The 12,282-nt window shown below is 75.0% G+C and carries 14 protein-coding genes; 6 read left to right on the top strand and 8 right to left on the bottom strand.

Translation table 11 applies throughout. From position 1 onward, the window contains the following. Positions 1–47 precede the first annotated feature (47 nt). Complete coding sequence (locus ACIRST_RS23870) at positions 48–941, bottom strand: transketolase C-terminal domain-containing protein (RefSeq protein WP_350523571.1); 894 nt, start codon at positions 939–941, stop codon at positions 48–50. Positions 942–1,009: 68 nt separating this feature from the next. After that, the gene (locus tag ACIRST_RS23865) at positions 1,010–1,762 is read right to left on the bottom strand and encodes a transketolase (RefSeq protein WP_396553256.1); all 753 of its coding nucleotides are present in this window, start codon (positions 1,760–1,762) and stop codon (positions 1,010–1,012) included. Positions 1,763–1,819: 57 nt separating this feature from the next. Between ACIRST_RS23865 and soxR the strand changes: the two genes are divergently transcribed. Together soxR and ACIRST_RS23855 are read left to right on the top strand one after the other, a co-directional pair. Further along, entirely contained in the window at positions 1,820–2,380 is a 561-nt protein-coding gene (gene soxR / locus ACIRST_RS23860) for a redox-sensitive transcriptional activator SoxR (RefSeq protein ID WP_402804187.1), read from the top strand. A gap of 43 nt (positions 2,381–2,423) precedes the next feature. Beyond that, a complete protein-coding gene (locus tag ACIRST_RS23855) occupies positions 2,424–3,350 on the top strand; it encodes a phosphotransferase family protein (RefSeq protein WP_402804185.1) in 927 nt (308 codons plus the stop codon). Here the strand turns inward: ACIRST_RS23855 and ACIRST_RS23850 are convergent. Together ACIRST_RS23850 and ACIRST_RS23845 are read right to left on the bottom strand one after the other, a co-directional pair. Continuing rightward, entirely contained in the window at positions 3,347–3,868 is a 522-nt protein-coding gene (locus tag ACIRST_RS23850) for a GNAT family N-acetyltransferase (RefSeq protein ID WP_402804183.1), read from the bottom strand. The two genes, ACIRST_RS23855 and ACIRST_RS23850, sit on opposite strands and share 4 nt — an antisense overlap. A gap of 138 nt (positions 3,869–4,006) precedes the next feature. Next, complete coding sequence (locus ACIRST_RS23845) at positions 4,007–4,444, bottom strand: hypothetical protein (RefSeq protein WP_402804181.1); 438 nt, start codon at positions 4,442–4,444, stop codon at positions 4,007–4,009. A gap of 333 nt (positions 4,445–4,777) precedes the next feature. Here ACIRST_RS23845 and ACIRST_RS23840 point away from each other — a divergent pair, with 333 nt between their 5' ends. From ACIRST_RS23840 to ACIRST_RS23830, 3 genes are all read left to right on the top strand, one after another. Further along, complete coding sequence (locus ACIRST_RS23840) at positions 4,778–5,533, top strand: class I SAM-dependent methyltransferase (RefSeq protein ID WP_402804179.1); 756 nt, start codon at positions 4,778–4,780, stop codon at positions 5,531–5,533. Between the two features lie 36 nt (positions 5,534–5,569). Beyond that, positions 5,570–6,829: an alpha/beta hydrolase gene (locus tag ACIRST_RS23835; RefSeq protein WP_402804177.1), complete on the top strand. Its 1,260-nt coding sequence runs from the start codon at positions 5,570–5,572 to the stop codon at positions 6,827–6,829. A gap of 560 nt (positions 6,830–7,389) precedes the next feature. Next, positions 7,390–8,202, top strand: coding sequence for a hypothetical protein (locus ACIRST_RS23830; RefSeq protein WP_402804175.1), 813 nt, complete (start codon positions 7,390–7,392; stop codon positions 8,200–8,202). 220 nt (positions 8,203–8,422) lie between these two features. Here ACIRST_RS23830 and ACIRST_RS23825 read toward each other — a convergent pair whose 3' ends face one another. From ACIRST_RS23825 to ACIRST_RS23815, 3 genes are all read right to left on the bottom strand, one after another. Then, entirely contained in the window at positions 8,423–9,028 is a 606-nt protein-coding gene (locus tag ACIRST_RS23825; RefSeq protein WP_402804174.1) for a hypothetical protein, read from the bottom strand. Between the two features lie 153 nt (positions 9,029–9,181). Further along, positions 9,182–9,736, bottom strand: a complete 555-nt coding sequence (locus tag ACIRST_RS23820) for a GNAT family N-acetyltransferase (protein ID WP_402804172.1) — start codon at positions 9,734–9,736, stop codon at positions 9,182–9,184. A 124-nt stretch (positions 9,737–9,860) separates the two neighbouring features. Then, positions 9,861–10,769 carry a LysR family transcriptional regulator gene (locus ACIRST_RS23815; RefSeq protein WP_402804170.1) on the bottom strand — a complete coding sequence of 303 codons (909 nt, stop codon included), beginning with the start codon at positions 10,767–10,769 and terminating at the stop codon, positions 9,861–9,863. A gap of 70 nt (positions 10,770–10,839) precedes the next feature. Here ACIRST_RS23815 and ACIRST_RS23810 point away from each other — a divergent pair, with 70 nt between their 5' ends. Beyond that, positions 10,840–11,571 carry a glutamine amidotransferase-related protein gene (locus ACIRST_RS23810; protein ID WP_350523560.1) on the top strand — a complete coding sequence of 244 codons (732 nt, stop codon included), beginning with the start codon at positions 10,840–10,842 and terminating at the stop codon, positions 11,569–11,571. Between the two features lie 7 nt (positions 11,572–11,578). Here the strand turns inward: ACIRST_RS23810 and ACIRST_RS23805 are convergent, their stop codons facing one another. Further along, the gene (locus tag ACIRST_RS23805; protein ID WP_402804168.1) at positions 11,579–12,271 is read right to left on the bottom strand and encodes a GNAT family N-acetyltransferase; all 693 of its coding nucleotides are present in this window, start codon (positions 12,269–12,271) and stop codon (positions 11,579–11,581) included. Positions 12,272–12,282: the final 11 nt, after the last annotated feature.

The raw sequence follows: 12,282 nt of genomic DNA, 5'->3' as shown, positions 1-12,282 counted from the left end.
AGCCGCCCACGGCGCGAGCGCTCGCGGCCCCGGGGACCGTGGCCGGCTCACCAGAGGAAGGTGCCGATCCGCTCCCGCAGCGCGGGCGCGTCCAGGCCGTAGGCGGCCAGGTGCTCCGCGATCGAGCCGTAGTGCCGGTGCTCCTCGCGCGGCACGCCCAGGCCCAGCACCCGGTGCGGGCGGTCGGCCAGCGCCTCGTGCACCTCGTTCGCCGACGTCCCGGCCAGGTACGGCTCGACCAGCACCACCTCCGCCCGCTCGCCGACCGCCGCCCGCAGCCCGGCCGCGTCGAAGGGGCGCACCGTCGCCGCGTACAGCACCGTGACGTCCAGGCCCTCGGTGGCCGCGAGCACCGCGTCCAGCATCGGCCCGACGGCCAGCACCACACCGCGCGAGCCGGTGCGGACGGTGCTGAAGCGGCCCGGCTCGACCGCCACCGGCGCGGCGTTCTGGTGCGCCGAGAGCCGGACGTACACGTTGCGGTCGCCGTCCGCGTACGCGTGGCGCAGCAGTTGCTCGGCCTCGTCCGGGTGCCCGGGGACGTGGACGGTCCAGTCCGGCAGGGTGTCCAGCAGCGCGACGTCGCCCGGGGACATGTGGGTGCGGCCGCCGGCCGGCCAGTCGTACGAGCCCGCCGCGCTCACCAGGACGGCCCCCACGCCCTGGTGGACCAGGTCCAACTTGACCTGCTCGAAGGGCCGTTCGATCAGGAAGCTGGCGAAGGTGTGGGCGATCGGCCGCATCCCGCTCAGCGCCAGGCCGCCGGCCGCGCCGATCAGCAGCTGTTCGCGGATGCCGACGTTGACCACCCGGTCGGGGTGGCGCTCCTGGGCCGGGGTGAAGGCGGCCGCGGTGATGTCGGCGAGCACCACGGCCAGCCGGGGGTCCTCGTCCAGCAGGCGGGTGGTGACGGCGACGAAGCGGTCGCGCATGGTGTCCATCGGTGACGTTCCTTCCGGGAATGCGGGTTCGGCGTGCTCGTCCGGGCGCTCTCGGGGCGGCCGGATGCTCAGTGGTTCTCCTTGGGCTCCACCCGGGCGACCACCACGTGCGGGCGGCCCGGGTGCTCGGCGGTGAAGGCCCGGTGCAGCGCCTCGTGGTCGCGGCCGTCCACCGTCGCGGTCGACCAGCCCGCGGCCGCGAACCGCTGCGCGATGCCGCCCTGCCAGCCGTGCGTGGCCGAGGAGTTGTCGATCACCACGACGTGCAGCCGCTCCAGCCCGTACGACCCGGCGAAGGCGACCGCCTCGTGGTTGGAGCCCTCGTCGAACTCGGCGTCGCCGACCAGCACCCACACCGCGGCGTCGGTCAGGCCCTGCGCGCGCAGCCCGAGCGCCGTGCCGACGCCCAGCGGCAGGCCGTGCCCGAGCGAGCCGGAGGAGATCTCCACGCCGGGCACCAGCGTGCGGTCCGGGTGGTGGCCGAGCGGCGAGTCGTAGCCGCCGAAGCTCGGCAGTACCTCGGGGTCGATGAAGCCCTTGGCCGCGAGCACCGCGTAGTACGCCATCGGCCCGTGGCCCTTGGAGAGCAGGAAGCGGTCGCGGTCCTGCTCCTGCGCGGTGGCCGGGCCGACCCGCAGCACCCGGTCGTACAGCACCCAGAGCACGTCCAGCGTGGAGGTGGCGGCCGGGCCGTGCTTCTCGGCGCCGGTCATCAGTGCCATCAGGGCCGGCAGGTCCTCGAACCGGGCCTCGGGACGGGCCTGGGCACGGCTCCCGGAACGGCTCTCGGTCACGGATCCCGCGGTTGCGTTCGTCGTCATGACCACGATCGTGCAACTTAAAGCCAGCTTGAGGTCAAGCGGCTACAGTGGGCTCCCATGACGGCCCACCCCGACGACCGCCGCACCGCCGGCCCGCACCACAGCGACCTGCTCACGATCGGCCAACTCGCCGACCGCAGCGGCCTCGCCGCGTCCGCGCTGCGCTACTACGAGAGCCTCGGCCTGATCCACGCCACCCGCACCACCGGCGGGCAGCGCCGCTACACCCGGGGCACCCTGCGCCGGATCGCGTTCATCCGCGCGGCCCAACGGGTCGGCCTCTCCCTCGACGAGGCACGGGTCGCCCTCGACCGCCTCCCCGACCGCCCGGCACCCACCCGCGCCGAGTGGGACCGGGTGGCCGAGTCCTGGCAGGGCCGCATCGACGAGCAGATCGCCGAACTCGAACTGCTGAAGCGCAAGCTGTCCGGCTGCATCGGCTGCGGCTGCCTCTCGCTCGCCCGCTGCGCCCTCTACAACGCCGGCGACCGCGCCGCCGACGCCGGCCCCGGCGCCCGCTACCTGCTCACCCGCGACCCGGCCGCCGGGCCCGAGCCGGTCCCGCCGTCCGCCGACGCGTACGGCGACGCGTACGGCGCGGCCCCGCAGGAGCGGTGAAAAGCCTTTGCGGCGCGGGCCCGGCCCTGCCTACGGTGCGCCCGTGCTGCCTCTGGTACTGACGGACGAGGAATGGGACGCGGTCGTCCCCGACGAGTCGGTGGTGCGCCCCGGCGCGGAGGCGCTGTGCGCCCGGCTCGGCGTCGGCGGACTGCCGCTGGAACGCTTCGCGGAGGGCTCCGTCCCGGTCTACGCCGTCGGCGACGAGCACGTCCTCAAGCTGTTCCCGGCCGCCAGTGCCCGGGACGGCCTCGTCGAGGCGCGCGTCCTGGACCGGCTGCGGGGCGCGCTGCCGATCCCCACCCCGGTGGTGCGCGAGGCCGGCGAGTACGTCAACGGCTGGCGCTACGTGCTGATGTCCCGGCTGCCCGGCGAGGGCCTGGCGCCCGCCTGGCCGCGCATCCCCCGGCCCGAACGCGAGCGGATCGCGCGCGACTGCGGCGAGGCACTCGCCGCCCTGCACGCCCTCGACCCCGAACCGCTCGCCGACGCCCTCGGCCCCGGCGACTGGCACGCCTTCCTCGACGATCAGCGGGCCGGCGCCGTCGCCCGCCAGCGGGACCGCGGCCTGCCGGAGGCCTGGTCCGAGCAGATCCCGGACTTCCTCGCCGCCGCCCCGCTCCCGGCGGCGCCCGGACGCGCCCTGCTGCACACCGAGTTCATGCGCGAGCACCTCCTCACCGACCCGGCCGCCGGCTGGCGCCTGACCGGCCTGTTCGACTTCGAGCCCGCCATGATCGGGGACCCTGCCTACGACCTCGTCGCCGTCGGCCTCTTCACCACCCGCGCCGACCCGCACCTCCTCGGGCAGCTGCTGGCCGCCTACGGCCGGGCCGTCGAGCCGCGGCTGCTGATGGCCTACACACTGCTCCACGTCTACAGCAACCTGCCTTGGTACCTACGGGAGTTGAAGCCCGCCGCCCGGACGCTGGACGCCCTCGCCGAGGAGTGGTTCGGGGCGCTGGGCTAACCCCGCGGATCCGTGCGCAGCAGGCCGTAGCGGACGACGTCGCGCCACTGCCCGTCCCGGAAGGTCAGTGCGCGCTGCACGCCCTCCCGGGTGAAGCCGCACTTCTCCAGCGCCCGCTGCTCGGCGTGGTTGCCGGTCTCGGTGTCCGCCTCCAGCCGCATCACCGGCGAGTGCGCGAACAGGTAGTCCACGAGCAGGCGTTGGGCCGCGGTGCCGATGCCCCGGCCGCGCACCTCCGGACGGAGCTGGATGCCGATGTTCCAGTACGGGGCGTTGGTCGCGGCGTTCATCCGGCGCCAGGCGACGAATCCCGCGAACTCGCCGCCGACCCGGACCGCCAGCACCGACCGCTCGTCCGACAGCAGGCCGTCCTCGGCCCAGGTGCGGCGGAACCGGCCGGGATCGCGCCAGCCGAACCACTGGAACGGGCCCAGCTGCTCGGGGTCGGCGACCAGCCCCTCCAGCCGGGCGAGGTCGGCCTCGGCGATCGGGGCGAGGAGGATCGTTTCGTCGGTCACACCGGCCCCAACGACCACTCCCCGCCGACGAGTTCCTCGGCTGCCGGGCTCCGGGCCGCACAGGCTCGGGCCGCACGAGCTCGGGCCGCACGGGCTCGGGCCGCGCCGCATCGCGTCACATCGCCTCGCTTCGCGTCGCTAGAGCGGCAGTGCCCACAGGTCGACGGCGAGCCAGCCGGTCGCCGTGACCGCCGCGCACACCCGGGCGACCACCGCCGCCCGACGGCCGCACTCGCGGCCCCGGGCCCGCTGGAACCCCGCGATCAGCCCGGCGATCGCGGTGACCGGCAGGGCGAGGAAGGCCAGGTAGAGGGGCCAGCCGTCGACCGCCAGCGCGAACAGGACGCCGACGAGGCCACAGGGCACCGACACCGCCGCGACGGCCATTCCGGCCGCCGCGCAGGCGACCCGGAAGTGCTTGCGGCCGCCAAAGAAGGGCGGCACGGCGCAGGCCGCCACGCAGAAGAGCCCGGCCGCGTACAGGAACGCCCCGGCAGTACCGAACCCGTCGACGACGGCGACCACCGGCAGGAGGAACACGACACCCCCGAGCCCCGACAGCAGACGGGCGCTCACCGGCACCGCTTCCATGGATCCCCCGGGCACGTAGGTGAACGCATACATTTGAACGCGTTCGAATGTAACACGCCCCCACACGGCGGCAGGCCGCCCCGACGCCCGCCGGGCCCGCTCGCAGCCTTGCCCGAAACGTTATGCCGCCCCCGCTCCCGCGGGCCCCGGCGGCTCCGCGGAACGGGCCCTTCCCGACGCGCGGCGGGCACGCCGCCGTACGCCGGACCGGCCCGGAACCACCCCGTCCCACCACCACGGCCGGGGCCCCGACAGCCTGCCCCACAAGGGATTTCGCGTCGCTCGCAGCCACCCGCCGGGCCGCCTACGCTCGGCCGCATGAACCGCACGATCCGCACCGCCGAGGACGTCCTCGCCCTCCTCGACCGGCTGTTCCCGCCGGCCGAGGCCTGGTGGGACCGTTTCTATGCCGACCGCTCCGCCGACCGCCCGTTCTTCACCCCCGAGCCGGACGAGAACCTGGTCTCCTATCTCGACCGCGGCCTGGTCTCCTATCTCGACCGCGGCCTGCTCTCCCCCGGCGCCGGGCACGCGCCCGCCCGCGCCCTCGACCTCGGCTGCGGGCCCGGCCGCAACGCGATCCACCTGGCCGCCCGCGGGTTCGAGGTGGACGCCGTCGACGTCTCCTCCGCCGCCGTCGCCTGGGCCGAGGAGCGCGCCCGCGAGGCCGGGGTCGGCGCCGCCGTGCGCTTCCACCGGGCGAGCATCTTCGAGGCCGACCTCCCGCACGCCCGGTACGACCTGGTCTACGACTCCGGCTGCCTGCACCACCTGCCGCCGCACCGCCGCGTCAGCTACCTCGCCCTCCTCGACCGCGTCCTCGCACCGGGCGGGCACTTCGCCGTCACCGCGTTCGCCGCCGGGGCGATGGGGTCCGAGCGGCCCGACGAGGAGCTGTACCGGCTGGGCGCCCTGGAGGGCGGCCTGGCGTGGTCCCCCGACGAGCTCCGCTCGCTGTTCCGCGAGCTCACGCCGCTGGAGATCCGCCCGATGGCGGCCCGGCCGCCGGGCTCCGGGCTCTTCGGTCTCCCCTTCCTCCTCACAGGTCTCTTCCAGCGAACTACCAGTCTCTAACCAGCCTCTCATCCTCCGCGCCTAGCCTCCGACCCCATGAACGTCTCCCTGCTGGACGGCTGGTTCCCCTGGACGGTGCAGGCCGCGGCCCTCGCGGTGTTCCTGGGCTCGGTGGCCCGGCGGGACCGGACGTGGCGGCTGAAGTGGGGTCCGGTCGCGCTCGGGACGGCGGTGGCGGTCACCGCCGTCGCCGCCGTCTCCGTGGTGACGCTCAGCGGGATCACCGACCCGATCCCGTACGGGGTGTGGCTGTGGAGCGGGGTGGCCGTCGCGGCCCTGTGCGTGCTCGGGTTCGGCTGGCGCGGCGCGCGGTGGTGGCGGCGACTGCTGGTGGTGCCGACCGTCCTGCTGGCGCTGTTCTGCGCCGCGAACAGCCTGAACGCCGCCACCGGCTACTACCCGACCCTGGGCGACGCGATCGGTGAGCTCGGCGGCGGGCCGCTGCCGCAGCAGGTCACGCTCGCCGAACTCGCCTCCCTCCACGGCAGGACGAGCACCGGCCGCATCGTCCAGGTCGACATACCGGACACCACCGGCGGCTTCGCCCACCGCCAGGAGCTGGTGTACCTGCCGCCCGCCTGGTTCCGCAGCCAGAGCAGGCCCAAGCTGCCGGTGCTGGAGATGATCGGCGGCGAGTTCGCGGCGCCGGACAACTGGATCCGCTCCGGCAACGCCGTGAAGACCGCGGACGCGTTCGCCGCCCAGCACAACGGCTTCGCGCCGATCCTGGTCTTCGTCGACGCCACCGGCGGCTTCCGGGTGGACACCGAGTGCGTGGACGGCCCGCACGGCAACGCCGAGACCCACCTGGTCAAGGACGTCCCGCCGTTCGTCCAGAAGACCTTCAACGCCGCCACCGACCCGCACAAGTGGGGCGTGGCCGGCTGGTCGATGGGCGGCACCTGCGCCGTCGACCTGACCGTCGAACACCCCGGCGTCTTCACGCACTTCGGCGACTTCTCGGGCGACCGGGGCCCGTTCATCGGCGACAAGGACCACACCGTCCAGGAGCTGTACGGCGGCGACGCCGCGGCCTGGGCCGCCCACGACCCGCTGACGGTGCTCGCCCACCACCCCCGGTACCAGGGCGTCTCCGGCTACTTCGGCCAGGGCGACGAGGAGCACGGCCAGATCGAGTCCGCCAAGGCCCTGGAGGCGGCCGCCCGGAAGGACGGCATCCGCACCGTCTCCGCCGTCGGCTCCGGCAAGCACAGCTGGCAGACCGGCGCCGCGACCTTCGCCCAGGCGCTCCCCTGGCTCGCCCAGCAGCTCGGCGTCCCGGGCACCCACGGGTAGCCGCCCGGCTCCCGCCGCGGCCCCTCCGACGCTCGCCGTCCCGGGGCCACCGCGTGGGAAAGCCTTGGTGTCAAGGGCCGCCCGCGGTCCGTCCTCCGGCGCGGCCGGGGCACCGTACGCGCTCGCAGCACCGCGCTCCGTCGGCGCGGATCCCCTGTTCAGGGCGGCACTTGACCGTGTCCGGCCGCTCCAGGAATCCCCCGCACCCCGCGCATAGCTCCCGCCGCGCCCGCACACACGTTCCCCACCACTGCCCTGCAACCACCCGGGCCACCCGGGCGTCCGCCGGAATCCCGCTTTGCTCCCGACGGTCGCTTGGCATAGGTTTCGACCGCCGTCGACGCAGCACCGGCGCTGACCGCCCCTCAAACCCGAGGAGGGCGGCGCGGCCAGGAGCCGGACGGCAGTACGTCAACGGGGGAGGAAGAGCCATGCCGAGTGCCCGCGACCACGGGTCGCCCGGGCGGCGGGGGCGGACGGGCGGTGCCGCGCACCAGCGGCCCGCGACCGACGCGCACCCGACCCCGATCCACGCCACCGGACACTTGAGGATTCGTCAGTTGCGCAGCACCCGCCTGGTCACCGCCACCGCCGCAGCCCTCGTCTGCCTGGGCGCCCTCAGCGCCTGCGGACCGGACAACAGCGGCGCGGACGGCGGCAAGACCGCCGCACCCGCTCCGTCCACCGCCGCCGCGACCGGCGCCGCCCCCAGCGGTGCCCCCGCCACGGGCACCGGCAAGCCCGCCGGCACCGGCGGCACCGACGGAGCTGCGAAGACCATCCCGGCCAAGGCCTGGATGGACACCAAGAGCATCCCGATGGACGAGACCTACCACTACGCGCCGCTGGCGGCCAACGCCAAGCCGCAGACCGGCCCGGTCCAGTTCAAGGGCATGGAGCTGTGCCACGCCCCGATCGCCAAGGACGACGAGTACGGGTTCGCCGGCACCGCCTCCGCGAAGGCCTCGGTCGGCTTCGGCGGCGACCGCTGGACGGCCCAGCAGACCCTGCTCTTCGTCGGCGACCCGACCCACAGCAGCGGCACCAAGCAGACCACCAACATGGTCGACCAGCGTCTGACGGACGCACTCAAGGGCTGCGCCAAGACCGCGCCCGGGGCCACTGTGAAGGTCAACAGCGCCGACGACGCGCCGTACTTCGCCGCCGTCCTGACGATCCCGCAGGCCGACGGCACCGCCGTCACCCTGCACGAGTACGCGGTCACCGACGGCGGGACGGTCAGCGAGCTGTCCGTCTGGGCGACCACCAAGGCCGGCGCCCAGCCCAAGGACGCCTGGAAGGCCCCCGAGGACAAGTACGTCGGCACCGGGATGACCGCGCCGATGTGCGAGGCCCTGCCCGGCTGCGGCTGATCCGCGGGGCGCCGCACCCGGGCGCCCGCACCACCCCACAGACGGCCGTCCGGCCCGTCCGGCACAGGGGACCGGACGGACCGGGCGGCTCCTTCGCGCCCGCCCGCGGTGAACCGGCTTCACCGCGTCAGGGGCGCCCGGGAGCCGCGGCGCTCAGGAACTGGGGCGCCCCGGAGTTGCGGCGCTCAGGAACCGTGGCGCTCCGGAACCTCGGCGCGCCTCACAGCCCCAGGACGCTGAGGGCCGTGGTCCAGTCGCTCGCGATCGCGCCGCGGGCGTCGTCCAGGCCCACCCGGCCACTGCACACCGCGTTCTTCAGCCGGGTCTCGACGGAGTCCTTGCTCTGCGCCGGCTCGGTGCCGTAGCGCGGCTCGGGCCACAGGTTGGCCGGGTCGCGCGGGGCGCCGCCGAGCTCCAGCGGGACGAGGTGGTCCTCCTCGTAGTCGGCCGTGCTGGTGTCGTCGTAGCCGTACTGGGCGATCTGGCGCACCTTCAGCGGGTTGGTGTAGCTGGTCGGCGGGCGGACGGTGGCGGTCCAGCCGGAGACGCAGATGGTCTGCCCGATGGTGTCCTGGGTGACGTCCGGGTTGTACGCACCCGGGGTGCAGGACGGGTCGGGCAGCGGCAGGTAGTCCTGCGAACAACTCGCGGCGAGCGCACGGGACTTCGCGGTGGCGGTCGCCGGGGCGGCCGCGTGGGCGGTGCCCGCGGCGAGCCCGGCGACGGTCAGGGCGGCCGCCGAGGCGACGACGGTCAGGCGCTGACGGAGCATCATGGGGAAGATCTCCAGGGTCGGCCCGGCCGTTCGCCGGGCAGCTGTGTTCATGACAGCACCGGATGTGGGACGACCGTCAGCCCCGGGACGTGAACGCCTGGTGACCTCGTCTTCACAACCGCCGGGCCACCCTCCCGGATCGCCCGCCGACCCCGCAGGACGGCCCGGGGAGCAGCCCCGGAGCGCCGACCCGGAGCGCGGCGATCAGCCCCGGGAGACCGCCAGTTCGATCTCCCGGTGCGACGCGTCACCCGGGACGGGCAGCGCCACGCCGGAGGGCTCGAACCCGACCTTGACGTACAGCGCCTCGGCGCGGGCGTTGTCCTCATGGACGAACAGCCGCACCCGCTCGATCCGGGGTTCGGCGAGCGACCAGGACCAGTCCCGGGCCGCCCGGATGAGATCGGGTGCGAGCCCGGTGCCGCGTGCCTCGGGCCGGACGTAGACGCCCACGATGTGCGCCTGCTCGACCCGGACGACGTCGCCCTCCAACGCCCCAGGCCCGCCGGGCCGTTCGACCACCACGCTGACCGCGCCGAGCCAGCGCCCGTCCGTATCCTCAGCGACGAACTGCGCCACGGCGGAGCCGATCGCCGCCCGCGCCGCACGGTCCTGCCAGAACTCGTCGGGCCTGGCGGCCGCCTGCTCGTGGGTCTCAAGGAAGGCGATGGCCGCGACCGGGTCCCGCAGTGAGTCCAGGCGGATCTGCTTGACCCGCGCCCAATCCTCGTGCCGTACCCGTCTGATGATGATGCTCATTGCGTGATCATTCCATCGGCTCCGGCGGCCCCCGCAACCCGATTTAAGCAACCGGCCGGCACCGCAGACCGCCGCACCGCAGACCGCCGCACCGCGCACCACCACACCGCACGGCGGCCGCCGGTCAGACGGAGTCGGCCGACACCCCCTCCAGCAACCGCGCCAGCAGCGCCGCCGGCCCCTCCGGCAGGCTCCCGTGCACCAGCTCGGTGCGGTGCACCAGCCGGGGCGCGGCGATCGGCGCGCACCCGACCCCGGGCACCCCGGCCGGCACCGGCTCGGGCAGCAGCGCGAGGCCGTGCCCGGCGGCGACCAGTGCCAGCAGCCCGTGCAGGTCGGTCCCCCGGTAGCGGGTGGCGGGCCGGAAGCCGTCGACGCCCGCCACCGCGCGCAGCCGGGCGACCGGCGGGGTGAGGTCGGGGGCGTCCAGCCAGCGGGCCGCGGAGAGGTCGGCGAGCGCGAGGCCGGCGCGGCCCGCCAGCGGGTGGCCGGCGGGCAGGACCACGACGACCGGCTGCTCGTCCACCGCGACGGTCCGCAGCGGGCCGACCTCGGGCAGCGGCAGCGGGTCGCTGGGCGCGGCCAGGCCGTCGATCAGGGCGAGGTCGACCTCGCCGGTGGCGACCTGCGCGGGCAGCACGTCCTGGGCGAGCACCCGGACCTCCGGTTGCACCCTCGGGTACGCCCGGCGCACCTCGCCGAGCGCGCGCCCCAGCACCGCCCCGACCGCGGGCGCCGTGGCGCCGACCACCAGCCGGGCGCTCGGGGCGCCGGCCAGGCGTGCGACGTCGGCACGCGCCGCCTCCAAGCGGACCAGCAGCGGCGCGGCGTGCTCCAGCAGCCGACGCCCCGCCTCGGTCGGGCCGACCGGGCGGCGGAGCAGCAGGGCCGTACCGAGGTCCGCCTCCAGCGCGGCGATCTGCTGCGAGACCGCGGACTGGGTGTAGCCGAGTTCCCGCGCCGCGTCGGAGAAGGAGGCGAGGCGGGTGACGGTGACGAAGGTGCGCAGCTGCTGGGGATCCACGGCGGCCATCAACCGATCTGATCGAGATGTAAGAAATCATCGTTGGCGCTGATCTCGGGTGCGGGGTCAGGATAGCCGCATGACCTACCTGACCCCGCGGGTCGCCCTCGTCGGCGACCGCTCCCCCGCCGTCCGCTCGCACGCCCGCATCCCCGGCCTGCTCGACGCCCTCGCCGAGCACGACCACCTCGTGCTGGACGCCTACTGGATCCCCACCGAGGACGCCGCGGCGGCCGGCGCCCTGGACGGCTTCGACGCCGTCTGGCTGCTGCCCGGCAGCCCCTACCGCAGCGAGGAGGGCGCGGTGGCCGCCGTGCGCACCGCCCGCGAACGCGGCATCCCCTTCCTCGGCACCTGCGCCGGGTTCCAGCACGCGGTCCTGGAGTTCGCCCGCAACGTCTGCGGCCTGGCCGGAGCCGTCCACGGCGAGCAGCAGCCCGACGGGGAGCAGCAGGTGATCGCCCCGCTGAGCTGCTCACTGGTCGGCCACGAGGGCGCCGTCGCCATCACCCCGGGCAGCCTCGCCGAGCGCGTCTTCGGCACCACCCGCACCCTGGAGCGCTACCACTGCGCGTACGGCCTCAACGCCGCCTACCTGGACCGGCTGAGCACGCACGGCCTGCGGTTCAGCGGCGCGGACGAGTCGGGCGAGGTGCGGATCCTGGAACTTCCGGACCACCCGTTCTTCCTCGCCTCGCTGTTCCAGCCCGAGCTGTCCGGCGACGGCACCCGGGCGCACGCCGCGATCCGCGCGCTGGCCGCCGCCGCCGTCGCCCACGCGGAGTCCTCCGCGCCGGCCGCCCGCGCCTGATCCGGCCTCACATCGGCAGCGAGCGCAGCCGGACCGGACCCTCCGGCCAGTCGGCCCCCGCCGCCAGCGGCGCCCACATGGTGCGCAGCGGCATCACGGCCAGCCGGCCCTCCGGCTGCTCCACCGTCACCTCCTGCGTCACCTCGCGGAAGCCCAGCCCCCGGTAGAGCGTGACCAGGGGCGGGCGGCAGAACAGCAGCGCGCGCCGGTGGCCGAGGGTGCGGGCGTGGTCCAGGGCGGCCCCGACCACGGCGTGCGCGAGGCCGCCGCCGCGCCGGTCGGGGGCGACGCAGACCCCGCCGACGCCCATCACCGTCAGGTCGGTGCCGCCCGCGGTGAGCGGCAGGGGCCGCAGCCCGGTGTGGGCCACGAGCCGGCCGTCGACGGCCCGGACACCGAAGTGGATCTCCTTGGGCAGGTAGGTCAGCCCGGTGTACGCGACCCCGTACGGGTCGTCCCCCGGGCCGAGGATCTCCTCCTGCTCGGCGCGGGAGTACTGCTCCAACCGTTCGACGGCCACGTGCCGCTCGGTCAGTGCCGCGTCGGTCGGGTGCGGGGCGAAAGGGGTCGCATCGGCGGGGCGCGGGTCGAAAGGGGTCGCGTCGGTCGGCTGCGGGTCGGTCAGATGCGGCCCGGTCCGGCGCCGTTCGGCCGACTGCGACTCGGCCGACTGCGCCCCGGACGAAAAATGATCACTCATGCCCGCCATGT

Origin of the sequence: Kitasatospora sp. NPDC101447 (assembly GCF_044767225.1) — a bacterium.
In the GTDB taxonomy this organism is placed as follows: domain Bacteria; phylum Actinomycetota; class Actinomycetes; order Streptomycetales; family Streptomycetaceae; genus Kitasatospora.
Note: the sequence above shows the minus strand (reverse complement) of the source record. Positions and strands in the feature narration are given on the sequence as shown.